At 69.6% G+C, this 23,370-nt stretch carries 22 protein-coding genes; 17 read left to right on the top strand and 5 right to left on the bottom strand.

The genetic code is table 11. The features are described from left to right. Positions 1 to 154: 154 nt before the first annotated feature. The 3 genes from ACE37J_RS19775 (at position 155) to ACE37J_RS19765 (ending at position 3,527) form a co-directional block, all read left to right on the top strand. Positions 155 to 1,231 carry a zinc-binding dehydrogenase gene (locus tag ACE37J_RS19775; RefSeq protein WP_409714755.1) on the top strand — a complete coding sequence of 359 codons (1,077 nt, stop codon included), beginning with the start codon at positions 155 to 157 and terminating at the stop codon, positions 1,229 to 1,231. Between the two features lie 99 nt (positions 1,232 to 1,330). Next, positions 1,331 to 2,272, top strand: a complete 942-nt coding sequence (locus tag ACE37J_RS19770) for an AEC family transporter (protein WP_409714752.1) — start codon at positions 1,331 to 1,333, stop codon at positions 2,270 to 2,272. A gap of 55 nt (positions 2,273 to 2,327) precedes the next feature. Beyond that, a complete protein-coding gene (locus ACE37J_RS19765) occupies positions 2,328 to 3,527 on the top strand; it encodes a mandelate racemase/muconate lactonizing enzyme family protein (protein WP_409714749.1) in 1,200 nt (399 codons plus the stop codon). Between the two features lie 52 nt (positions 3,528 to 3,579). Here the strand turns inward: ACE37J_RS19765 and ACE37J_RS19760 are convergent, their stop codons facing one another. Then, a complete protein-coding gene (locus tag ACE37J_RS19760) occupies positions 3,580 to 4,668 on the bottom strand; it encodes a c-type cytochrome (protein WP_409714746.1) in 1,089 nt (362 codons plus the stop codon). 117 nt (positions 4,669 to 4,785) lie between these two features. Between ACE37J_RS19760 and ACE37J_RS19755 the strand changes: the two genes are divergently transcribed. The 4 genes from ACE37J_RS19755 (at position 4,786) to ppk2 (ending at position 7,980) form a co-directional block, all read left to right on the top strand. Next, positions 4,786 to 5,637 (top strand): prephenate dehydratase, encoded by an 852-nt coding sequence (locus ACE37J_RS19755; protein WP_409714743.1) that lies wholly within the window; start codon positions 4,786 to 4,788, stop codon positions 5,635 to 5,637. Then, complete coding sequence (locus ACE37J_RS19750; RefSeq protein WP_409714740.1) at positions 5,634 to 6,041, top strand: DUF1801 domain-containing protein; 408 nt, start codon at positions 5,634 to 5,636, stop codon at positions 6,039 to 6,041. The genes ACE37J_RS19755 and ACE37J_RS19750 overlap by 4 nt, the downstream gene beginning before the upstream one ends. Before the next feature lie 121 nt (positions 6,042 to 6,162). Beyond that, complete coding sequence (locus ACE37J_RS19745) at positions 6,163 to 6,948, top strand: DUF2189 domain-containing protein (RefSeq protein WP_409714737.1); 786 nt, start codon at positions 6,163 to 6,165, stop codon at positions 6,946 to 6,948. A gap of 87 nt (positions 6,949 to 7,035) precedes the next feature. Beyond that, on the top strand, positions 7,036 to 7,980 hold the full coding sequence (ppk2, locus tag ACE37J_RS19740; protein WP_409714734.1) for a polyphosphate kinase 2: 945 nt from the start codon (positions 7,036 to 7,038) through the stop codon (positions 7,978 to 7,980). 21 nt (positions 7,981 to 8,001) lie between these two features. Here the strand turns inward: ppk2 and ACE37J_RS19735 are convergent, their stop codons facing one another. Continuing rightward, positions 8,002 to 8,379 (bottom strand): nuclear transport factor 2 family protein, encoded by a 378-nt coding sequence (locus ACE37J_RS19735; protein ID WP_409714731.1) that lies wholly within the window; start codon positions 8,377 to 8,379, stop codon positions 8,002 to 8,004. A 144-nt stretch (positions 8,380 to 8,523) separates the two neighbouring features. Between ACE37J_RS19735 and ACE37J_RS19730 the strand changes: the two genes are divergently transcribed. The 3 genes from ACE37J_RS19730 to ACE37J_RS19720 are packed head-to-tail and all read left to right on the top strand — an operon-like array spanning position 8,524 to position 10,202. Beyond that, positions 8,524 to 9,396: an HpcH/HpaI aldolase/citrate lyase family protein gene (locus tag ACE37J_RS19730; protein WP_409714728.1), complete on the top strand. Its 873-nt coding sequence runs from the start codon at positions 8,524 to 8,526 to the stop codon at positions 9,394 to 9,396. Between the two features lie 30 nt (positions 9,397 to 9,426). Then, a complete protein-coding gene (locus ACE37J_RS19725; protein WP_409714725.1) occupies positions 9,427 to 9,993 on the top strand; it encodes an NnrU family protein in 567 nt (188 codons plus the stop codon). A 5-nt stretch (positions 9,994 to 9,998) separates the two neighbouring features. After that, the gene (locus tag ACE37J_RS19720; RefSeq protein ID WP_409714722.1) at positions 9,999 to 10,202 is read left to right on the top strand and encodes a DUF1737 domain-containing protein; all 204 of its coding nucleotides are present in this window, start codon (positions 9,999 to 10,001) and stop codon (positions 10,200 to 10,202) included. 6 nt (positions 10,203 to 10,208) lie between these two features. Here ACE37J_RS19720 and ACE37J_RS19715 read toward each other — a convergent pair whose 3' ends face one another. Then, positions 10,209 to 12,434: a hypothetical protein gene (locus ACE37J_RS19715; RefSeq protein WP_409714719.1), complete on the bottom strand. Its 2,226-nt coding sequence runs from the start codon at positions 12,432 to 12,434 to the stop codon at positions 10,209 to 10,211. Between the two features lie 104 nt (positions 12,435 to 12,538). Then, the gene (locus tag ACE37J_RS19710; RefSeq protein ID WP_409714716.1) at positions 12,539 to 15,052 is read right to left on the bottom strand and encodes a hypothetical protein; all 2,514 of its coding nucleotides are present in this window, start codon (positions 15,050 to 15,052) and stop codon (positions 12,539 to 12,541) included. A 211-nt stretch (positions 15,053 to 15,263) separates the two neighbouring features. On the opposite strand from ACE37J_RS19710, the gene ACE37J_RS19705 reads away from it, so the two are divergent. From ACE37J_RS19705 to ACE37J_RS19690, 4 genes are all read left to right on the top strand, one after another. Next, the gene (locus ACE37J_RS19705) at positions 15,264 to 16,298 is read left to right on the top strand and encodes a MaoC family dehydratase (RefSeq protein ID WP_409714713.1); all 1,035 of its coding nucleotides are present in this window, start codon (positions 15,264 to 15,266) and stop codon (positions 16,296 to 16,298) included. Positions 16,299 to 16,408: 110 nt separating this feature from the next. Further along, positions 16,409 to 17,377 (top strand): tripartite tricarboxylate transporter substrate binding protein, encoded by a 969-nt coding sequence (locus ACE37J_RS19700; protein ID WP_409714710.1) that lies wholly within the window; start codon positions 16,409 to 16,411, stop codon positions 17,375 to 17,377. A 58-nt stretch (positions 17,378 to 17,435) separates the two neighbouring features. Beyond that, the gene (locus ACE37J_RS19695; RefSeq protein ID WP_409714707.1) at positions 17,436 to 17,903 is read left to right on the top strand and encodes a tripartite tricarboxylate transporter TctB family protein; all 468 of its coding nucleotides are present in this window, start codon (positions 17,436 to 17,438) and stop codon (positions 17,901 to 17,903) included. Between the two features lie 9 nt (positions 17,904 to 17,912). After that, entirely contained in the window at positions 17,913 to 19,415 is a 1,503-nt protein-coding gene (locus tag ACE37J_RS19690; protein WP_409714704.1) for a tripartite tricarboxylate transporter permease, read from the top strand. Here ACE37J_RS19690 and ACE37J_RS19685 read toward each other — a convergent pair. Further along, positions 19,336 to 20,472, bottom strand: a complete 1,137-nt coding sequence (locus tag ACE37J_RS19685) for a 2OG-Fe(II) oxygenase (protein WP_409714701.1) — start codon at positions 20,470 to 20,472, stop codon at positions 19,336 to 19,338. The genes ACE37J_RS19690 and ACE37J_RS19685 overlap by 80 nt on opposite strands. Positions 20,473 to 20,708: 236 nt before the next feature. Here ACE37J_RS19685 and sdhC point away from each other — a divergent pair, with 236 nt between their 5' ends. From sdhC to sdhA, 3 genes are read left to right on the top strand one after another with little or no spacing between them, the layout of a single operon-like run. Then, positions 20,709 to 21,095: a succinate dehydrogenase, cytochrome b556 subunit gene (gene sdhC, locus ACE37J_RS19680; protein WP_409714698.1), complete on the top strand. Its 387-nt coding sequence runs from the start codon at positions 20,709 to 20,711 to the stop codon at positions 21,093 to 21,095. An 8-nt stretch (positions 21,096 to 21,103) separates the two neighbouring features. Further along, positions 21,104 to 21,481, top strand: coding sequence for a succinate dehydrogenase, hydrophobic membrane anchor protein (gene sdhD / locus ACE37J_RS19675; RefSeq protein WP_409714695.1), 378 nt, complete (start codon positions 21,104 to 21,106; stop codon positions 21,479 to 21,481). Positions 21,482 to 21,510: 29 nt separating this feature from the next. Then, on the top strand, positions 21,511 to 23,322 hold the full coding sequence (sdhA, locus tag ACE37J_RS19670) for a succinate dehydrogenase flavoprotein subunit (RefSeq protein ID WP_409714692.1): 1,812 nt from the start codon (positions 21,511 to 21,513) through the stop codon (positions 23,320 to 23,322). Positions 23,323 to 23,370 lie beyond the last annotated feature (48 nt).

Below are 23,370 nucleotides of genomic sequence, written 5' to 3'. Positions count from 1 at the left end.
CTCCGTCATTGCTCTCTGGCGAAGCTAGGAGCGGGAGGGGCCCGGGGCAAGCGATGCGCCGCAGCCGAAACGCGGCGCCGCGCTTCGCTTTCCGCGAAGCGCGCCGGTCGCGGCGGCGCGAAGCGTGGGCGACGTCCTGTTCCGGGGGAAGAGCATGAAAGCCGCCGTCGCCCGCGCCTTCGGCGCGCCGCTCGAAATCGAGGAGCTCGCGCTCGCCGCGCCGGGGCCGGGGGAGGTGCGGCTGCGGGTGCGCGCCGTCGCGATCTGCCATTCCGACCTCATCTTCATCGCCGGCGGCTGGGGCGGCGCGCTCCCCGCCGTCTATGGCCACGAGGCGGCGGGGGATGTGCTGGAGACGGGCGCGGGGGTGACCGGCTTCGCCAAGGGAGACCGGGCGGTCGTCACCCTCATCCGCTCCTGCGGGGAATGCGCCTGCTGCGCGAAGGGGCAGCGCACCTATTGCACGGAGCCCTTTCCGCTCAACGCCGCGAGCCCACTTTCCGACGCGACGGGCGCGCCGGTGGCGCAGGGGCTGAAATGCGGCGCCTTCGCGGAGGAGGTGACCGTCCACGCCTCGCAGCTCGCGAAGATCGAGGGTGAGATCGGCTGGGCCGAAGCCTCGCTCCTCGCATGCGGGGTCATCACCGGCTATGGCGCGGTGACGAATACGGCGGCGATGGAGGCGGGGGCCACAGCCGTCGTCATCGGCACCGGGGGCGTCGGGCTCAATGCGGTGCAGGGCGCGGCGCTGAACGGGGCGTCGCGGGTGATCGTCGCGGATGTCTCCGCGGAAAAGCTGGAGATCGCGCGCGGCTTCGGCGCGACGGATTGCGTCAAGGCGGGGCCCGAGGCGGCGGCGGAGGTGCGGCGGCTGACCGAGGGCGGCGCGGATTACGTCTTCGTCACGGTCGGGGCGGAGGCGGCGATGGCCTCCGCCTACGAGATGCTCGCGCCCGGCGGCGCGGCGGTGCTCGTCGGCATGGGCGCGCTCGGCGCCCGCTCCACCTTCGACCCGCTGACGCTGGCCGACGCCGGGCAGCGCATTCTCGGCTCGAAGATGGGCAAGGCCGCGCCGGCGCGAGACATTCCGGCGCTGATCGGGCTCTATCGGGCGGGGCGGCTCAAGCTCTCGGAACTCGTCACCGGCCGGTTCGGCTTCGAGGAGATCAACGCGGCGCTGGACCGGACGCGGGCCGGGACAGGCGTGCGCAACGTGGTCCTGATGGAATGAGCGCGGCGCGCGCAGGGCTGCCATGCGCCGCATGCGCTTTCCCCGCTCCGGAGAACGGGTTAAGGGCGCTGATCGACAGGAAAGGCCTGCCCTCCGCCCATGTTCGCGATCTTCGGCGTCACCCTCCCCTATTTCGCGCTGATCGGGTGCGGCTACGCCGCGCGCTGGCGGGGCGTGATGGTCGAGGGTTCGGCGAAGGCGCTCAACGCCTTCGTGCTCTATTTCGCGCTGCCGGCCCTGATGGTGCGGACCATTGCGGCGATCCCGTTCGAGGACGTGTTCAACCCCGGCTTCTTCGCCGCCTGGGGCTCCGTCTCCGTGCTGATGTTCGTCGGGACGCTGATCGTCTCCGGCCTCGTCATGCGGCAGGGCGGCGCGGCGGCGACGGTCCATGCGGCGGCGACGACGCATGGCAATGTCGGCTATCTCGGCATCACGCTCGTCGTCAGCCTCGCCGGGGAGGCGGCGGCGGCTCCGGTGGCCATGGCGATCATCTTCGACATGCTCTTCGTCGTGACTCTCACCATCGCGCTGCTCAGCCGTCTTTCGCCCGGCGCGGGGGCGGAAGTGCCGAGCCTTCTCGCGACGGCGCGCTCCGCGATCCTCAACCCCTTCGTGCTGGCGATCGGCGCGGGGCTCCTGCTCAGCCTTTCGGGCGCGGAGATTCCGAAGCCGGTGGACGATTTCATGCGCATCCTCGGCATGGCGGCGGTGCCCGCCGCGCTCTTCGCCATCGGGGTGACGCTCTATGGCCAGCCGATGCGGGCCGCGGCGTCGGAGCTCGGGTGGATTTGCGCGGCGAAGCTGCTGATCCATCCGCTCGTCATGATCTTCGTCGCGACGACGGACGTGTTCGGGCTGACGCGGGAGGAGATCGTGATCGCCGTGCTCCTCGCCTCGCTGCCGGTGGCGAACAACGTCTTCATCCTCGCCTTGCGCTACGAGACGCGGCCGAACCGGATGTCCGGCGCGATCCTGTTCTCGACCGGCGCGGCGCTGGCGACCTTCAATCTCTGGGCCTGGCTGCTCCTCTCGGGATAGACGCGCCGGCGCCCGGGCGGCAAAGCTGGCGAAACCGGGCGCGGGAGGAACAAGCGTGAAACTGGCCGATCTCGAAGTCTTCATCGTGGGCAACCCGCCGCCGCGGCGCGGCGGGCGCTATTTCATCTTCGTGAAGCTGACCACCGCCTGCGGGATCGTCGGCTATGGCGAGATCTACGCCGCGAGCTTCGGCCCCGCCGTGATCGAGGCCGCGACGCGGGACGTGTTCGGCCGCTGGTTCGAGGGCGCGGACCCGCACCGGATCGAGCATCTCTACCGCCTCACCTACAGTTCCGGCTATTCGCAGCGGCCCGATCCGACGCTGATGGGGATTTTCTCCGGCCTCGAAATCGCCTGCTGGGACATCGTGGGCAAGGCTGCGGGCCAGCCCGTCCACCAGCTTCTCGGCGGGCGCTGCCATGAGCGGCTCCGCACCTACACCTATCTCTATCCGGGCGGGGAGGCGGACGCGCATTCCGACAGCCCGGTCTACTCTGACCCGGATGCGGCGGCGGCGCGGGCGGCGGATTATGTCGCGCAGGGCTTCACCGCGGTGAAGTTCGACCCGGCGGGGCCCTACACGAGCTACGATGGCCGCCAGCCCGACCTTGAGGCGCTGGACCGCTCCGCCCTCTTCTGCGCCCGCATCCGCGAGGCGGTGGGGACGAAGGCGGATCTCCTTTTCGGCACGCACGGGCAGTTCACCGCCTCGGGCGCTAAGCGCATGGCGCGGCGGCTGGAGCCCTATGACCCGCTCTGGTTCGAGGAGCCCTGTCCGCCCGAAAGCCCGGAGGCGATGGCGGAGGTCGCGCGCGCGACGTCGATCCCCGTCGCGACGGGGGAGCGGCTGACGACGAAATACGAGTTCCAGCGCGTGCTCGCGGCCGGCGCCGCCTCCATCCTCCAGCCCGCGCTCGGGCGCGTCGGCGGCATTCTCGAGGCGAAGAAGATCGCCGCGATGGCGGAGCCGTATTATGCGCTGATGGCCCCGCATCTCTATGCGGGGCCCGTGGAGGCGGCGGCGAACGTGCAGCTCGGCGCCTGCATCCCCAATCTCCTGATCCTCGAATGCATCGAGCGATGGGAAGGATTCCACGGCGACCTCGTAAAGGGCGTGGAATGGGAGGAGGGTTATCTCATCCCGCCGAAGGAGCCGGGGCTCGGCGTCGTCTTCGACGAGGCGCTGGCCCGCGCCCATCCCTGGACGGGAAGCGAGCTCCATCTCGGCATGGGGAGCGCGGCGCGGATGCCGTAAACGAAAAGGGCCGCCCGGAGGCGGCCCTTCATCCCGCCCTCGCGGGCGCAGGTCACTCCAACGGGATCGGGCTGTCGCCCTGCTGGTTCAGCCAGGCGATCACGTTCGCCCGCTCCTGCGAGGTCTTGAGCCCGGCGAAGGCCATCTTCGTGCCCGGCGCCCAGCCCTTCGGATCCTCCAGGTAGGCGTAAAGATTTTCCGGCGTCCATGCCTGATCCGCCGGCAGGGCGTCGGAATAGCGGTAGCCGTCCACGGAGGCGATCTGCCGGCCGACGACGCCGTGGAGGTGTGGTCCGACGCCGTTCGCGCCATCCTCCGTCTTGTGGCAGGCGCGGCACTTGCGGAACACCTTCTCGCCCTCGGCGAGATCGGCCGAGGCGAAGACGGCGGCCATCTCGGGGCTCATCCCGCCGGCGGCGGGCGCGTCCTCGGCGGCGGGCTCCTCGGGCGCGGCCGGGGCGACGGCGACCTGCTCGTCCGCCGGAGCCTCTTCCGCAGCCGCAGCGTCGTCGGCCGGCGCCTCATCGGCCGCGGGCGCTTCCTCGGTCGCAGCCTCCCCGGTAGCAGCCTCTTCGGCGGCTGGCGTCTCGGTCGTCACGGCGGCGGGTTCGGCGGCGGCTTCCTCGGCCGGGGCCGCGAACTCGATGGGGGCGCCGCCCGCCTCGTTCAGGTAGACGATCATCTCGGCCCGCTCCTCCGAATTCCGAAGCCCGGCGAAGCCCATCGAGGTGCCAGGCGCCCAGCCCTTGGGATTGGCGAGGAAAGCGTAGAGGTTCTCCGGCGTCCAGACCTCGCCGGCGGGCAGCGCGCCGGAATACTTGAAGCCCTCGACGGAGCCGATCTCCCGCCCGACGACGCGGTAGAGATGCGGGCCGACGCCGTTCGCGCCGTCTTCCATCTTGTGACAGGCGGCGCATTTGCGAAACCCGCCCTCGCCCGCGGCCGGGTCGGCGGCGGCGAGCAGCGCGGCGAGGTCGACCTCCGGCGCAGCCTCTTCCTCGCCCGCATCCTCCTCGACGGCGAGCGCGAAGGCGAGCTCCTCCGGGCCATGCGGATAAAAGACCTGTTCGGCGAAGAACCCGAGGCCGAGAAACACCAGCAGCGACGCGCAGAACGCCCCGACGATCTTGTTCAGCTCCATGCCCGGCTCCTCTTCGCTCGGGGCGGCGCGGCCCCTTTCGGCACGCCTCCATACAAGCTTCCCGCCGCGGCGGGCAAGGCGTATAAGGCGCGACCAGATGACCCGAAGGCCCGTTTAATGACCGTAAACGAAGCAAACCGCATCGCCTTCCAGGGCGAGCTCGGCGCCTATTCGCACCAGGCCTGCCGCGAAGTCTATCCCGACATGGAGCCCATGCCCTGCCCGACCTTCGAGGATGCGGTGGCCGCCGTGAAGACGGGCGCCGCCGGCCTCGCCATGCTGCCGGTGGAAAACTCGCTCTACGGCCGGGTGGCGGACATTCACCGGCTGCTGCCGGAGAGCGGGCTCTACATCATCGCGGAGCATTTCGTGCCGGTGCGGATCGAGCTTCTGGGCGTGCCGGGGGCGAAGCTTTCCGAGGTGAAGGAGGCGATGAGCCACACCGTCCTCCTCGGCCAGTGCCGCAATTTCATGAAAATTCACGGAATAAAGACGGTGACGGGGGCGGACACGGCCGGCTCCGCCATGGCCGTGGCGAAGGCGGGAGACCCGACGCGCGCCGCGCTCGCCTCGAAGCTCGCGGGGGAGATCTACGGCCTCGTCCCCCTCGCCTCCGACATCCAGGACGCGGCGCACAACACCACGCGCTTCCTCGTCATGAGCCCGCGGAAGCTGGAGGCCGACCCGAACGCCGGCCCGGCGATGACAAGCTTCGTCTTCCAGGTACGGAACGTGCCCGCCGCGCTCTACAAGGCGATGGGCGGCTTCGCGACCAACGGCGTGAACATGGTGAAGCTTGAGAGCTACATGGTGGACGGCTCCTTTACCGCCACGCAGTTCTATGCGGATATCGAGGGGCACCCGGAGCATCAGAACGTGATCTACGCGATGGAGGAACTGCGCTTCTTCACCTCCTTCCTCAAGGTCCTCGGCGCCTATCCGCGGAGCGCGGCGCGGGACGGGCGGTGATTGCGGAGCCGGATTTCGGCTCTCACGAGGTCGAGGCGGCGTTCCTCGCCTTCGAGCCGGGCGCGCGGGAGGGATTGCTGTCGCTTCGGCGCCTCGTCTTCGACGTCGCGGGACGGACGGATGGCGTCGGTCGGGTCGAGGAGGCGCTTCGCTGGGGGCAGCCTGCCTATCTGACGCCGGAGACCGGGGCCGGCAGCACGATCCGCCTCGGGGCCCCGAAGGGGGGAGGCTTCGCGCTCTATGTCCATTGCAGGACGACGCTCATCGCCGAGTTCCGCGCCGCGCATGGGGACCGCTTCGCGCTGGAGGGCTCCCGCGCTGTTCGCTTTCGGGAGGGCGAGGCCGTCGACGAGGCGGCGGTCGGCGCGCTGGTCGGGCGGGCGCTGACCTATCATCTGCGCTGACAGCTCAGGCGACCGCAGCGCGCTGAGCCCCTAGAGCCCGGCCCGGCCCCACCGTTTGCGCTGGATCAAGGCGCAGGCCGCGCCTGGCGTCCACCTTCCCGGAAAAACCGGGGAAAACGCCATGACAGACGCCGCCGCACCCGCAGCCTCCGCGCCGCCGCGCATCAATACCGTGACAGGCGCGGACATCCGCGCCGCGCTGGCCGAGGGCTGGGGCGATTTCCGCGCCGCGCCGGCCTTCGGGCTCTTCTTCGCCGCGGTGACGGTGCTCGGCGGGCTCGTCATCCTGCTGCAATTGCAGGTCTGGGGGCAGACCTGGCTCATTATCCCGGTCTCGCTCGGTTTTCCGCTGCTCGGGCCGTTCTTCGCGACCGGGCTCTACGAGGTGAGCCGGCGGATCGAGGCCGGCGAGGCGCTGGACTGGGCGGGCGTGCTCGGCGTCGTCTTCCGGCAGAAGGACCGGCAGCTCCCCTCCATGATCATGGTCGTGATCATGATATTCCTCTTCTGGATGTACGCGGCTCATCTCGTCTTCGCGCTCTTCCTCGGGCTGAAGGTGATGACGAACGTGATGTCCTCGCCCGAGGTGTTCCTGACCACCGCGGGGCTCACGATGCTCGCCGTCGGCGCGTTCGTCGGCTTCCTGCTCGCCCTCCTTCTTTTCTCGATCACCGTTTTCGGCCTGCCGATGCTGCTCGACCGGGAGGTGGACGTGGTGACGGCGATGGTGACGAGCGTACGCGCCGTCACGGCGAGCCCGGCGCCGATGCTCTGCTTCGCGGCGGTCACGGCCGCGCTCATGCTCGCCGGGCTCGCGCCTTTCTTCCTCGGCCTTCTCGTCGCGCTGCCGCTGCTGGGCCACGCGACATGGCGACTTTACCGCCGCGCGCTGACCTATCCGGAGTGAGGGCGGGGGGCGCGCTTGATTTCGATCAATGCGGCAAGGGCCTGAGGGCGTGAGGTTTCCGCAGGACCGCAAGAGAGGGAGATTGACATGAGCGAAGCGATTTCAGGCGTTCCAGAGCCGGCGCCCGAACCTGCGGAAGAGTTCGCCCCTTTGGCTCAGCCGGACCAGCTCTCGCCGACGGCCGCCCACGAGACGATCCGCAACGTCTTCGAAACCGGGCGATACCCCTATCCCTACAGACTCGCGCGCAAACTCTATGAGGCCGAAAAGGCGCGCCTTCAGGCCGAGCTTCTCAAGGTTCAGAAATGGTCGCAGGAGGAGGGGCAGAAATTCGTGATCCTCTTCGAAGGGCGGGACGCCGCGGGAAAGGGCGGCACGATCAAGCGGTTCACGGAACATCTCAATCCGCGTTTCGCGCGGGTCGTCGCACTCGACAAGCCTTCGGCGCGAGAACTCGGGCAATGGTATTTCCAGCGTTATGTCGAGCATCTGCCGACATCAGGCGAAATGGTCTTCTACGACAGGTCCTGGTACAATCGCGCAGGGGTGGAGCGCGTAATGGGCTTCTGCTCGGCGAACGAATACCTGGAATTCATGCGGCAGGCTCCGGAATTTGAAAGAATGCTTGTCCGTTCAGGCGTCAGGCTCTTCAAGTACTGGTTCTCCGTCACGCCGGAAGAGCAGCGCCGCCGCTTCAAGGAACGCGAAAACGACCCGCTGAAGCGCTGGAAACTGAGCCCGATCGACCTCGCAAGCCTCGACCGATGGCATGAGTACACCGAGGCGAAGGAGGCGACGTTCTTCTACACCGACACCGCGGACGCGCCCTGGACCATCGTCAAGTCGAAGTGCAAGAAGCGCGCGCGCCTGAACTGTATGCGGCATTTCCTTTCGGGGCTCGACTACCCGGACAAGGACGAGACAGTGGCGACGGCTCCCGACCCGCTGATCGTAGGCCATGCGAGCCACGTCTTGAATTCGTCCGACGATCTCTTCGCAACCGGGGCGCATCCCGCGCTGCGGGTGCGCTGAAGGCGGGCGGGGCCGCGCGGTCTATCCGGGCTGAGGCGCGGCGAAGAACTCCTCGCGCACGATCTTTCCGCCCGAGACGGTGTAGAGCGCCACTTCCCGCATCAAGAAAGCGTCCCCGCCGGCCTTCGGGCGGCCCTCAACCGAGAAGACCAAGGCGAACCGGTCCGGCGCATGCAGAAAGGGGCCGGCGACGTCCCCGCCCGTCACCTCGAAATTCGCCTCCCACCAGTCATGCTTGCCTTCGATGCCGGCGATTCCAGCCGTCTCCCGCCCGCCGCCGGGCATCGCCTCGGCCTCGACCGAAACGGCTCCGGGAGCATAGAGCGCCTTCAGCCCCTCCCGCTCCCGACCCTCGCGGCAGCCCTTCGCAAGCGCCTCCGCAACCTCTTCCAGCATCATCGCAACCTCCTGTATGTTCTTTTTTTGTTCTAGTTCTGCCGCGGCGCTCCGATTCGCGCAAGCCCCCGCAGCGCCGCGACAGGCGGCCGAAATTGCGCAGGGCGCGATTCACCGTTAACCCTTTCCTCAGCCGAAGGAGACGCCATGCCCGCCACGCCACGCCCGCGCCGTTCCGTTCTCTACATGCCTGGGAGCCGCGCCCGCGCGCTGGAAAAGGCGCGGACCCTGCCGGCCGACGCGCTGATCCTCGACCTTGAGGACGCGACCCCGCCGGAGGAGAAGGAGGCCGCGCGCGGGCTCGTGATCGAGGAGATGCGCGCCGGCTTCGGCGCGCGGGAGGTGATGATCCGCGTCAACGGGCTCGATACGGAATGGGGCCCGGCGGATGTGGCGGCGGCGACCGCGGCGCGGCCCCACGCGATCCTCGTCCCGAAGGTCGAGAGCGCGGCGATGGTCGTCGCCGTCGCGGCGATGAGCGCCTCCGCGCCGGAGATCGCGATCTGGGCGATGATCGAGACGCCGAAGGGCGTTCTGAACGCCCCCGCCATCGCCGCCGCCCATCCCCGCCTCGCCGGCTTCGTGTTGGGAACGAACGACCTCGTGAAGGAGCTCAGGGCCGAACACGTTCCCGGCCGCGCGCCCGTCCTCCCCGCACTCGGCCTCGCGCTCCTCGCGGCGCGGGCGGAGGGGCTCGCCTGCCTCGACGGCGTCTGCAACGCCTTCCGCGACCAGTCGGCGCTCCGCGCCGAATGCGAGCAGGGCCGGGCGATTGGCTTCGACGGCAAGACGCTGATCCATCCGGACCAGATCGCCGTCGCCAACGAGGTGTTCGGCCCCTCCGAGGCGGCGCTGGAGGAGGCGCGGGCCCATCTCGCCGCCTATGAGGCGGTGGTGGCGAAGGGCGGCGGCGTCGCGGTGGTGAACGGGCGGATCGTTGAGAACCTCCATGTCGAGACGGCGCGGCGCCTGCTGGCCGAGGCGGAGGCGATCCGCCGTCTTGAAGCCGACATGGGCTGAGGGCATCGTGCGCCGCGAAAGGAGACGTCCATGCTGATCCTCGCAGCGGGCTTCGCGCTCTGGTGCGCCGGCCACTTCCTGCCCTCGGCCCTTCCGGGCGTGCGGGAGCGGCTGATCGACGCGATAGGCGAGGGGCCTTACAAGGGCCTCTTCTCGCTCGACGCGGCGCTGGCGATCGTCCTCATGGTGATCGGATACCAGCAAGCGGCGTTCATCCCCGTCTACGATCCGCCCGTCTGGGGCGTGCATCTCAACAACCTGATGATGCTCGTCGCCGTCTGGCTCTTCGCGGTCGGCGGCGCGAAGGCGTGGATCGCGACGAAGCTCCGCCATCCGATGCTCACCGGCGTCGCCGTCTGGGGGCTCTCGCATCTCCTCGTGAACGGGGACAGCGCATCGATCCTCCTCTTCGGGGGGATGCTGATCTGGTCCCTCGGCATGATGTGGATGATCAACCGCCGCTCCGCTGGCTGGGCCCCGCCGCGCTGGGGCGGCTGGGGGGCCGAGGCGAAGGCGGCGCTGCTCTCGCTCGGCGTCTTCGCCGTGATCGTCTTCGCCCATGGCTGGCTCTTCGGCGTCAGCCCCTTCCCGATGTGACGCCGATGCTCGCCTATCGCCTGCTGACGGAGGACGACACGTCCGCCTTCTGCCACAAGGTCACTGCGGCGCTCGCCGCCGGCTGGTCCCTCCACGGCGGCCCTGTCTACGCCTTCGACGCCGCGCGCGGCGTGATGCGCTGCGGGCAGGCCGTGGTGAAGGAGGTGGACGCGGAGTATTCGCCCGAGATCAAGCTCGGCGCGCTCTGACCCGCGTCAGAAGAGGAAATCCTCCTCCCCAAACGCTCCGGCGTTCTGGTTCTCGAAGAGGATCGACCCGCGCGTGTAGCTGACGAGCACGTCGTCGCCCTGCTGCTCGATGGTCAGCGCGTCGAAGCCCGAAACCCCGCGCTTGAACTCGATCTGATCCGCGCCCTGCCGGAAGCGCAGGATCACGTCCGCCCCGTCGCCGGGCGCGAAGCGGAACGTGTCCGGCCCGCCGCCGCCGATCATCGTGTCGGCGCCCTTGCCGCCCTCGATCGTGTCCGCGCCGCCGCCGCCGACGATCCGGTCGGCGCCGCCGCCGCCCTTGAGGAAGTCGGCCGCGCCGCCGCCCTTCAGCGTGTCGTTCGCGCCCTGGCCGAAGAGCCGGTCGGCCCCGCCGCCGCCCACGAGGCTGTCGTCGCCCCTGCCGCCGCGGAGGATATCCTCGCCGGCCTGGCCGAGAAGTGTGTCGTCGCCGCCGCGGCCCCTGACCGTGTCGTCTCCGGCCAGCCCGGCGATCCGGTCCGGCCCGCCCGTCCCGCTCAGATTGTCATCGCCCGGCGTGGGGCCGGCGGGCGGCGTGACAGGCGGAGTCGTGGGGGGAGCCACCGGCGGCGTGAACGGCGGGGTCCCGGGCGGCGTCACCGGCGGCGTGACTGGCGGCGTCGTCGGCGGCGTGACCGGCGGCGTCACGGGCGGCGTCGTCGGCGGAGACACCGGCGGCTCTGCGACGTCCCCGCCAAAGAGCGCGAAGGCCGCGCCGGTTCCGAGGCCGACGCCGGGCGCGCCGAACAGGACGTCGTCGAACCCGTCCCCGTTCAGGTCCCCGGCCGCGGCAAGCGACTGGCCGGCATTGTCCCGGACGTTCGCGCTGTCGAATCTCAGCCCGTCGGCCGCGGTCAGCGCGCCAAGGTCGATCTCGGCGGCGAAGCCGCCGGCCTTCCCGAAAATGAGATAGGTGGCCGCCCTGTCGCCGGAGGCCCCCGGGCCGACGCCGGTTCCGGCCGGGCCGCCGCTTGGCGCGAAGACAAGGATGTCGTCGAACCCGTCATTGTTCACGTCGCCCGCGGAGGCGACCTCGGCCCCCGCTTCGTCATAAGCGTCCGCGCCGACGATCCGGAAGCCGTTGGTCCCGTCCAGCGTCGAGGGATCGAGGACCGGGCCGAAGCCGCCCGCCTTTCCGAAAACCACATGCGCCGCCCCGGTGGAGCCGTCCGCGCCCGGCGCGCCGACGATGAGGTCGTCGAAGCCGTCGCCGTTCACATCCCCCGCCGAGGAAACGGAAGTTCCGGCGAGATCGTTCGTCTCCGACCCGCCGATCCGGAACGCCTGCGTTCCTTCCACGAAGAACGAGGAGAGGATGCTGGCGGCCGGGCGAGGCGACGCGGGGCCTGCGGCGGCGCCGAAGACGACGAAGGCGGAGCCCGGCATGGGCCCGTTGTAATCGAAGCCCGGGGCGCCGATCATGATGTCTTCGATCCCGTCGCCGTTGACGTCTCCGGCGACGGAGACCGAATAGCCGATCAAGCCGTTCGCGGTCTGGCCGAAGAGCGTGAAGCCGTTCCCGCCGTTGAGATCGCCGGCGTCGGAGCTTGCATAGAAGCCGTCCCGCGTTCCGAAGATCACATGGACGGCGCCGGCATAGGCATAGTCGAGGGCGTTGAAACTTTCGCCTATCGCGCCGATCAGAACGTCGTCGATCCCGTCCCCGTTCACGTCGCCGGCCGCGACCGACCGGCCGGCCTGATCGCCTGCGCCGCCGAGAAAGCGGAAGCCGTCGTCGCCGTTGAGGGACGACAGCGAGAGTTCCTGCCCGAACGCGTCCGTCTTGCCGAAGACCACATAGGCCGCGCCGGAATACGCGCCGTTCGTCGCGGCGTAGCGCGCGCCGACCACGATGTCGTCGATCCCGTCCCCGTTCACGTCGCCGGCCGCAAGGGAGAAGCCCGCCTCGTCGCCCTCGGTCTCGCCGACGATGGTGAAGCCGTTCACGCCGTCCAGCGCGGCGACCTCCGTCGCGGCGGGGAGGCCGGAGGCGGTTCCGAAGATCACATGGACCTTTCCGCCGGAAGGGTCCGCGGTCGTCGATTGCGGGGCGCCGACGATGAAGTCCGCGAACCCGTCCCCGTTCACATCCCCGACGGCGACGGCCACGCCGGTGCGCGAGAGAGTGAACTCGCCGTCGATCCGGAACCCCTCCGCCGGATCGAGGTCGCCAAGAGTCGTCGCTTCAAGCATCGGAGCCCCCTCCAAGTGGTTTCCGATGCGTAAACGCAAACCTCCATTTCACCAATTGCATTTGGACACGGCGAGAAGGGCAGCTCGGCGCGCTCTGACCGGCGTCAGAAAATGAAATCATCCTCCCCGAACGCTCCGGCGTTCCGGTTCTCGAAGAGGATCGAGCCGCGCGTGTAGGTCACGAGCACGTCGTCCCCCTGCTGCTCGATCCGGAGATCGTCGAAGCCTGAGACCCCGCGCTTGAACTCGACCTGATCGCGGCCCTGCTGGAAGCGCTGGATCACGTCGTCGCCGTCTCCCGGCTTGAAGCGGAACGTGTCCGGCCCGCCGCCGCCGATCATCGTGTCGGCGCCCTTGCCGCCCTCGATCGTGTCCGCGCCGCCGCCGCCGATAGCCCGGTCCGCGCCCCCGCCGCCCTTGAGGAAGTCGGCCGCGCCGCCGCCTTTCAGCGTGTCGTTCGCGCCCTGGCCGAAGAGCCGGTCGGCCCCGCCGCCGCCCACGAGGCTGTCGTCGCCCCCGCCGCCGCGGAGGATATCCTCGCCGGCCTGGCCGAGAAGTGTGTCGTCGCCGCCGCGGCCCCTGACCGTGTCGTCTCCGGCCAGCGCGGCGATCCGGTCCGGCCCGCCCGTCCCGCTCAGATTGTCATCGCCCGGCGTGGGGCCGGCGGGCGGCGTGACAGGCGGAGTCGTGGGGGGAGTCACGGGCGGCGTGACCGGCGGGGTCACGGGCGGGGTCACGGGCGGCTCGACCACCGGAAAGAGCTGGGCGAGGCTCCGCGCGCCGTCCGCGAAGAGGAAACTCTCCACACTCGTGATCGAATGGCTCTCCCCCGCGCGGGAGATCGTCACCGTCCCGCCGGCCCGAGCGAGCGCATAGGCGGAGAGCGCGCCGGCGAATACGGCGGTGTCGAAATCCGCCCCGCCGTTGATCACGTTGGCGCCGGGCCCGCCTTCCAGCCGGTCGTTCCCGGCGCCGCCGATCAGAGTGTCGTTCCCGCCGAGGCCGAAGATCGTGTCGTTCCCGCCGAGGCCGTCGAACTGCTCCGCCAGCGCGGAGCCGGAGATGCGGTTCGCGCCCCCGTCGATGGTGCGGAACCCGAAGACGACGTAGCTGGAGCCGGCTTCGCTCACATCCGGGTCGGCCAAGGGGGCGCCGACGATCAGATCGTCGATCCCGTCGCCGTTCAGGTCGCCCGCCCCGGAAACGAAGCGGCCGCTCTGGTCTTCCCGCGCGACGCCGTCGAGGCGGAAGCCCTCCGCGGCGGTCAGCGCGCCGAGGTCGAGAACCGGGGCGAAGCCGCCCGCCGCCCGCCCGAAGACGACGTAGGTGGAGCCGGAATAGGGTCCGTTCGGGCTGGCGGTGAAGGCGGAGACGAGGATGTCCGCGATCCCGTCCCCGTTCACGTCCCCCGCCCCGGCGACGGAGAAGCCGCTCCGGTCCCGCGCCGCCGCGCCGTCGATCCGGAAGCCGTTCGCCCCGTCCAGCGCGGCAAGGTCGAGCACGGGGGCGAAGCCGCCGCCCGCCCGGCCGAAGATGACGTAGGAGGAGCCGGAGTCGAGCCCGTTCGGATCGTTGGCGGGATCGGTGAAGGGGGCGCCGACGATGATGTCGTCCACCCCGTCGCCGTTCACGTCGCCGAGCCCGGCGATGGAGCGGCCGCTGGAATCCCCCGGCGCGAGGCCGTCGAGGCGGAAGCCGTCGTCCCCGTCCAGCGCGGAGAGCGCCACGCTCTCCCCGAAGCCGCCCCCGTCCCGCCCGAAGACGACATAGGTCGAGCCGGCCTCGAACCCTTTCGGATTGGCCCTCGGGGCCGAGACGAGGATGTCGTCGACCCCGTCCCCGTTCACGTCCCCCGCCGCGGCGACGGCGTAGCCGCTCCGGTCCTCCGCCGAGATTCCGTCGATGCGGAAGCCCTCGGCGGCGGTCAGCAGACCGAGATTGACGCTCTCGCCGAAGCCGCCGCCCGCCCGGCCGAAGACGACGAAGGACGAGCCGGAGAGCGATCCGTTCGGGCTCGCATAGGGGGCGCCGACGATGATGTCGGCAATTCCGTCGCCGTTCACGTCCCCCGCGCCTGAGACGGAAAATCCAGCCTGGACCGTCTCCCCGGGGCCATCAAGGCGGAAGCCTTCGCTTGTGAGCAGATCCCTGAGACTGACGGTCTCTCCAAAGCCGCCGCCGGACCGGCCGAAGACGACGTAGGAGGCGCCGGAATTGACGCCGTTCACGTCAGCCAGACGCGTCCCGACGATGAGATCGTCGATCCCGTCGCCGTTCACGTCCCCGACCCCGGCGACCGAGTTTCCGCTGTAGTCCGCCCCCTGCGCGCCTTCGATGCGGAAGCCTTCCGACGCGGTCAGCGCGCCGAGGTTGACGCTTGCGGCGAAGCCGCCGCCCGCACGCCCGAAGATGACATAGGAGACGCCGGAGGCGACTAGATAGCCGTCGGCGCGGCTCACGCCTACGATCAGATCATCGATCCCGTCGCCGTTCACATCCCCGGCCGGAGCGAAGGCGTAGCCGCTCCGGTCTCCGGAATCCACGCCGTCGAGCCGGAAGCCGTTCTGACCGTCAAGGTCGGCAAGCTGGATCACAAGCACCTGACGCCCTTTCGCCACGTTCGGGGCAGGCGCGGCGGAAAGGCCCGTCGCCGACGCCGGCTGCTTCGAATACGCGGTAGATGGCGCCTCAGCCGCTCATCACCAAGTGCAATCGTGCAAGGCCCGCGCCTCTTGCAGGCCCGGCGCGGGGCGATGCGTCGCGGTCGTCGCCCCGCCTTGCCCCGCGCGCCCCGGCCTGTATGTTCGCGCCCGCAACATGGAGAGTGCGATGCACAAGACGGATGCGGGGCGGTTCTTCGAGGATTTCCGGGTCGGGCAGGTCATCGCCCACGCGACGCCCCGGACGATCACGGAGGGGGACCGGGCGCTCTATCAGGCGCTTTATCCTTCGCGCTTCGCCCTCGCCTCCTCCGCGCCCTTCGCAGCTGCAAGCGGGCTCGCGCCCTGGCCGGTGGAGGAGCTGATCGGCTTCCATGTCGCCTTCGGCAAGACGGTGCCGGACGTCTCGCTCAACGCCGTCGCCAATCTCGGCTATGCGGAGCTGCGCTTTCACCGGCCGGTGCGGGCGGGGGACACGATCTCCGCCACTTCCGAGGTGATCGGGCTGAAGGAGAATTCGAACGGGAAGACGGGCGTCGTCTGGGTCCGCTCCACGGCGCGGAACCAGCGCGGGGAGACGGTGATCGACTGGGCGCGCTGGGTCATGGTGAGAAAGCGCGACGAGGCGGCGCCGGCGCCGGAGACGGTCGTTCCTTCGCTGAAGCCGGCGCTGGCGGCGGGGGACCTGATCGTCCCCGAGGGGCTCGACTTCTCCGCCTATGACTTCGCCGCCGCAGGGGCGCGGCACCGGCTTTCGGACTACGCCGCGGGCGAGCGCATCGACCATGTGGACGGCGCGACGCTGGAGGAGGCGGAGCACATGATGGCGACGCGCCTCTGGCAGAACACCGCCAAGGTGCATTTCAACACCGAGGCGCGGGGCGGGCTGAAGCGGCTGATCTATGGCGGCCATGTCATCAGCCTCGCCCGCGCGCTCTCCTTCAACGGGCTCCAGAACGCGCAGCCAATCGCCGCGATCAACGCGGGCGCCCATGTCGCCCCCGCGCATGCGGGGGACACGATCTACGCCTGGTCCGAAGTGCTGGAGACGGGGGAGACGGCCGCGCCCGGCGTCGGCGCGATCCGGCTCCGGCTCGTCGCGACGAAGGGGCGGGACGAGGCGATGCGGTTGAGGGATGAAGCCGGCGCCTATGCCGAGGGCGTGCTGCTCGACCTCGATTTCTGGGCCTTCCACCCGCTCTGACCGGCCTCCGGTTCCTGTTGCAACGTCAGACAAGCTGACCCATGATCCGGGCGAGCGCAGCCTGCCCTGAGAGCGGGCGCGCCGGAGAAACGTTCGATAGGAGCCAGTCCATGCTGACACGTCGCCATCTCGGCGCGGCCGCCGCCGCGCTCGCCGCCTTCGCCGCCCTTCCCGCGCTCGCCGATTATCCCGAGCGGCCGATCACGCTGATCGTGCCCTGGGGCGCCGGCGGCGGCACGGACGCGACGGGGCGGATGATCGCCTCCCTGCTGGAGAAGGAGCTGGGCCAGCCCGTCAACGTCGTGAACCGCACCGGCGGCAGCGGCGTCGTCGGCCACAGCGCCATCGCGACGGCGGAGCCGGACGGCTACACGATCGGCACCGTGACGGTGGAGATCGGGATGATGCACTGGGCCGGGCTCACCGACCTGACCTGGGAGGCCTACACCCCGATCGCGCTCTACAACTACGACGCCGCGGGCGTTCAGGTGCGGGCGGACAGCGAGTGGAACACGGTTTCCGACATGCTGGAGGGGATCAAGGCCAATCCCGGCGCGCACAAGGCCTCCGGCACCGGGCAGGGCGGCATCTGGCATCTCTCGATCGCGGGGATGCTGAACACGGCCGGCATCGCGCCGGACGCAGCGCCCTGGGTGCCGAGCCAGGGCGCCGCGCCCGGCCTGCAGGAGCTTGTCGCCGGCGGCGTGGACATCGTGACCTGCTCGGTCGTCGAGGCCGCGGCGCTGATCGAGGCGGGCAAGGTCAAGAGCCTCGCGGTGATGGATGACGAGCGCCTCGGCGCCTTCCCGGACGTGCCGACGCTGAAGGAGGCCGCGGGCGTTGACTGGAAGATGTCCGCCTGGCGCGGCATCGCGGCGCCCGCCGGCATTCCGGACGATGCGCGCGAGAAGCTGACGGCGGCGATGGAGACGGTCTACAACTCCGCCGAGTTCCAGGACTTCATGAAGGGCCGCGGCTTCGGCCTCGTCTGGGCGCCGGGGGACGAGTTCGGCCAGTGGATGGCGGACAGCAACGTCGCCCTTGGCGAGGTGATGGCCGCGGTCGGCCTCGCGAAGTGACGATCCGGCGGCGGCGGAGCCTCCGCCGCCGCCCCTTTCCGGGGCCTCTCCCATGCGCATGAACGACGCCGTGACCGGCGCGATCCTCATCCTCTTCGCCATCGCCGTGATCCTGCATGCGCAGACCTTCCCGCGCCTGCACGGGCAGGATTACGGGCCGGACCTTTTCCCCACGATCATCGCCTCGGGCCTCATCCTTTGCGGCGCGATCCTGGTCGGAAAGGGCTGGGCGACGCGGCGAGAGGGGCAGCTCGTCCTCCTGGGCCCCTGGGCGCGGGACCGGCGGATGCGGCTCAACGTGGCGCTGCTCGTCGCCGGGGTCCTCGCCTATATCCTCTTCGCGAATGTCATCGGGTTCATCCCGCTCTCCTTCGTCATCCTCGCCGTGCTGACGGTCCGGCTCGGCGCGTCCCCGCTGGCCGGTCTTGCGACGGCGGCGGCGGCGACGCTGGTGATCCACACGATCTTCGCCAAGCTGCTGCTGGTGCCCCTGCCCTGGGGCCTGCTGCTGCCCGTGGCCTGGTAGGGGGCGAGCATGGACGCCATTGAAAAGGCCTTCTGGCTCATCACCGAGCCCTCCACCCTCGGCGTGATGCTGCTCGCCTCGCTCTTCGGGCTCTTCGTCGGCGCGATTCCCGGGCTGACGGCGACGATGGCGACCGCGCTCCTCATCCCCTTCACCTTCTTCATGGACCCGGTGCCGGCGATTGCCGTCATCGTCGCCGCCGTCGCCATGGCGATCTTCGCGGGGGACATTCCGGGCGCGCTGCTCCGCATCCCCGGCACGCCCGCCTCCGCCGCCTATTGCGACGAGGCCTATGCGATGATGCGCAAGGGCCAGGGCGAGCGGGCGCTCGGCATCGGCCTCGTCTGCGCCGTGATCGGCGGGCTCACCGGCTCCATCGTCCTCTCGCTGACGGCGCCGAGCCTCGCGGAATTCGCGATCCAGTTCTCCTCCTTCGAATATTTCTGGCTCGCCTGCCTCGGCCTCTCCTGCGCCGTGGTGATCTCGACCGGATCGACGCTGAAAGGCTTCGTCTCGCTCCTGATCGGCCTCTTCGTCGCGACGATCGGGATCGACATCACCGCCGGCCACCCCCGCTTCACCTTCGGCAGCGTGGAGCTGATGGGCGGGGTGAGCTTCATCCCGGCCATGATCGGCATGTTCGCGATCTCGGAACTGCTCCGCTTCTTCACGACGAAGAAGGGCGGCGTGACGGCGATCCCCGCCTCGCGCGACGGCGTGTTCCGCGGGATCGGGCCGATCCTGAAGAAATACCGCGTCAACATCGCCCGCGGCTCCGGCCTCGGCGCCATCGTCGGCGTGCTGCCGGGCGCGGGGGCGGACATCGCGGCCTGGATCAGCTTCGCGATCTCCAAGAAGCTTTCGAAAGAGCCGGAGAAGTTCGGCACGGGCCACCCGGAGGGGTTGACGGACGCGGGCGCCGCCAACAACGCCAGCCTCGCCGGCGCCTGGGTGCCGGCCACCGTCTTCGGCATTCCGGGCGACTCGATCACCGCCATCGTGATCGGCGTGCTCTACATGAAGGGGATGAATCCCGGCCCGATGGTCTTCATCAACACGCCGGAGCTGATCTACGCCGTCTTCATGGCGTTCTTCCTCGCCAATCTCGCGCTGCTGCCGCTCGGCTACACGGCGATCAAGCTCTCGCGCCGCATCGTCTCGATCCCATCGCAACTTCTCATGCCGGTCATCCTGATGTTCTGCATGGTGGGGGCCTTCGCGATCAACAACACCGTCTTCGGGATTACGGTGATGCTGATCTTCGGCCTCCTCGCCTTCGTGATGGAGGAGAACGGCTTCCCCGTCGCCCCGGCGATCCTCGGCATCGTGCTCGGGGCGATGCTGGAGGACAATTTCATGTCCTCCATGATCAAGGCGGACGGGGACCTCATGGGCTTCTTCTCCCGCCCGATCGCGGCGACGCTCGGCGTCCTCACGATCCTTCTGTGGCTCGTTCCGGCGCTTCTTGCGCTGCGCCGGCTTCTGCGAGGAACTGCAGGTTCCGCTCCCTGAGCGCCGCAGCGGCGTCGTCGTAGAGGAAGGGCAGGAAGGCGTATCGCCGCCCTGACGTCACGCGGCTCACCGCATGAAGAAGCGAGCAGGAGAAGACGACGGCCGCCCCCGGCGGCGGCTTGAAGCTCCGCGGCCCGTATTCGGGGAAGCTGATCTCCCCGCCCTCGAACTCCGCGTTCAGGTTGATCGAGACGGCGAAGCGGCGATGGGCCGTGCCCTTCGTCGTATTGTCCCGATGCGCGCGGAAATGCCCGCCATCCTCCGCCGCATAGCAGGCGACGATGTAGCGCTCCATCCGCGTCACCGCGAACTGATGCGCCTTGGCGATCTGGGGGACGACGCGCCGGACGAAGCGCTGCCGGATCGCGCCGAGCAGCGGCTCGTCCTCGATCAGGCAATCCTTCCGCCGCTTGTGGCCCGGATCGGAGACGCCGACCGTCTTTCCGTCCACCTCCCGCATGAAGCCGGACTCCTCTCCGCCCTTCTCCTCGTAGAGAGAGATCAGCCGGGCGCAGAGCGCGGGCTCGAAGATATCGGGGAGAAAGAGGATCGGCGCCTGCAACTCGATCCCGGCGAAACGCCGCGGCGGCGGCAGCGCCTCGAGCGCGGCGAAGAGCGCAGGGAGGTCCGCCCCGTCCTCCGCGAAGGGGATGACTTGGCGCACGCGCATCGTCGGGTCGATCACCATCCAGCAGCGCCGGAGCGCCACGGGGCCTCTCTCCGCCTGCGCGGAGACGACGCCGTATAGGCGGCAGACCGAAAGATCGAAATCGAGAAAGTGCCGGACGCCGGGAATCCGGTCCGCGATCCGCCCCTCCGCCTCGTCCGTCGGGTCGATGGTGACGGCGAAAAGCGAGGCGAAATCGTCATTGAAGAGGTCCGCCCGCGCCTTCGCCGCGTCGAGCGCGGCGGCGGAGCGCGCATCCGCGACCGATCCGAGGAAGAGGAGCACGAGCCACCGCCCTGCAGCCGTGTCGAACGCATAGCGCGGATTGCCCGGCGAGCGCTGGACGAAGGAGGGCGCAGGGTCGCCTGGGGTCAGGAACGTCTGGTCCATGAGCCGAGACTACGGCGCTCGTCCCGACCGGCAACAAGCTCGTCGCGCCTCCGCGCTCCGATGCGCCGCCGCCGTTGCGCCGGGGCCACAGCGCGGCGGGGGGCGCCGCCGGGGGGAATGGGCGCGCATTCGCGGCATCGCGCATTTGCGCTCGCGGCGAATGAGAGTATCGTGCCGCGAGCCGCATCTCTGGCGAAGCCGGACGTGAACCGGCGTGCAGTCAAGGGGGAGCCGACATGGCCAGCACCACGAGGGGAAAGCGCCCGCTTTCGCCGCACCTGACGATCTATCGCCCGCAAGTCACCTCCATCCTCTCCATCATCCACCGCGCGACAGGCGTGGCGATGGCCGTCTCGATGGCGCTCGTCGTCTGGTGGCTGCTGGCGGCGGCGACGGGGCCGGAATATTTCGCGCTGGTGGACGGATTGCTGACGAGCTGGCTCGGCGCGCTCATCCTGATCGGCTCGGCCGCGGCGTTCTTCTATCATCTTCTGAACGGCATCCGGCACATGTGGTGGGATATCGGCAACGGCTTCGAGATGCAGCAGGTCACCGCCTCCGGCATGGCCGTGCTCGCCGGCACGGCGGTCCTGACCGTCATCCTCCTCGTCATCGCGTTCTGAGGCCCGCCATGAGCTTTCTGACCGACCGCGCCCGCGCCCACGGCCTCGGCTCCGCCAAGGAGGGGACGCATCACTGGTGGAGCCAGCGGATGACGGCCATCGCCCTCGTCCCGCTCGGGCTCCTCTTCATCGTCCCCTTCGCGCAGGCGCTGGGCGACGGGCACGAGGCCGCGCTGGCTCTCTACGGGCATCCGTTCCACGCGATCGTCGCCGGGCTCTTCATCCTCGTCGCCTTCAACCACCTCCGCCTCGGCTTGCAGGTGGTGATCGAGGACTATGTCCACGGGGGGGCGCGCACCGTGGCGCTGATCCTCAACATGCTCTTCTGCGCGCTCTTCGCCTTTGGCGGCCTCTTCGCCGTGGCGCGGATCGCCTTCGCGGCCTGAGCCGCGCCGGATATCGAAGGACCTGACCCATGGCCGCTTACGAGTTCACCGATCACGAATACGACGTCGTCGTCGTCGGCGCCGGGGGCGCCGGCCTTCGCGCGACGCTCGGCATGGCGGAGCAGGGGCTCCGCACGGCCTGCATCACGAAGGTCTTCCCCACCCGCTCCCACACGGTCGCGGCGCAGGGCGGCATCGCCGCATCGCTCTCGAACATGGGGCCGGACCACTGGCAATGGCATCTCTTCGACACGGTGAAGGGCTCCGACTGGCTCGGCGACACCGACGCGATGGAATATCTCGCCCGCGAGGCGCCGAAGGCGGTCTACGAGCTTGAGCATTACGGCGTGCCCTTCTCCCGCACCGAGGACGGGCGCATCTACCAGCGGCCCTTCGGCGGCCACATGACCGAATTCGGGGACGGCCCGCCCGTCCAGCGCACCTGCGCGGCGGCGGACCGGACGGGGCACGCCATCCTCCACACGCTCTATGGCCAGAGCCTCAAGAACAACGCCGAGTTCTACATCGAGTATTTCGCGCTCGACCTCATCATGACGGAGGACGGCGTCTGTCAGGGCGTCGTCGCCTGGAAGCTGGATGACGGCACACTGCACCGCTTCAACGCGAAGATGGTCGTGCTGGCGACCGGCGGCTACGGCCGCGCCTATTTCTCCGCCACCTCCGCCCATACCTGCACGGGGGACGGGAACGGCATGGTCGCCCGCGCCGGCCTGCCGCTGCAGGACATGGAGTTCGTGCAGTTCCACCCGACCGGCATCTTCGGCTCGGGCTGCCTCATCACCGAGGGCGCGCGCGGCGAGGGCGGCTATCTGGTGAATTCGGAGGGCGAGCGCTTCATGGAGCGCTACGCCCCCTCGGCGAAGGATCTCGCTTCGCGCGACGTGGTCAGCCGCTGCATGACCATCGAGATCCGGGAGGGGCGCGGCGTCGGCCCCGACAAGGACCATATCCACCTCTATCTCAACCATCTCCCGCCCGAGACGCTGGCGCTGCGGCTGCCCGGCATTTCGGAAAGCGCGAAGATCTTCGCCGGCGTGGACGTGAACAAGGAGCCGATCCCCGTGCTCCCGACCGTCCACTACAACATGGGCGGCATCCCGACGAATTACTGGGGCGAGGCGCTGAACCCGACCGCCGACGATCCGGACCGGCTGCAGCCCGGCCTGATGGCGGTGGGGGAAGCGGGCTGCGCTTCCGTCCACGGCGCGAACCGGCTCGGCTCCAACTCGCTGATCGACCTCGTCGTCTTCGGCCGCGCCGCGGCGATCCGCGCCGGCAAGATCGTGAACCCGGACGAGCCCAACCGCCCGCTCAACAAGGCGTCGGTCGAGCGCGCCGTCGAGCGGTTCGATGCGGCGCGGCACGCGAACGGCGCCGTGCCGACGGCGGAGCTGCGGCTCGAAATGCAGCGCACCATGCAGCGGGACGCCGCCGTCTTCCGCACCTCGAAAACGCTGAAAGAGGGCTGCGAGGCGATGGACTCCGTCTACGCCAAGTTCTCCGATCTCAAGGTGACGGACCGGACGCTGATCTGGAACACCGACCTCATGGAGACGCTGGAGCTCGGCAACCTCCTCCCCAACGCCATGGCGACCGTCTACGGCGCCGAGGCGCGGCAGGAGAGCCGGGGCGCCCATGCGCATGAGGACTTCCCGAAGCGGGACGACGAGACCTGGCGCAAGCACACCATCGCGCATGTGGACGAGGCGACCGGCAAGGTCACGCTCTCCTACCGCCCCGTCCATGTCGACCCGCTGACGACGGAGTCCGAGGGCGGCATCGACCTGAAGAAGATCGCGCCGAAGGCGCGCGTCTACTGAAGGAGCCGGCGCCCCGCTTCCGGGCAGGGGCGCCGCGAAGGCGCGGAG

Source organism: Pikeienuella sp. (assembly GCF_046290545.1).
GTDB lineage: Bacteria > Pseudomonadota > Alphaproteobacteria > Rhodobacterales > Rhodobacteraceae > Pikeienuella.
The sequence above is the reverse complement of the archived record's forward strand: the minus strand, read 5'-3'. Positions and strand labels throughout refer to the sequence as shown.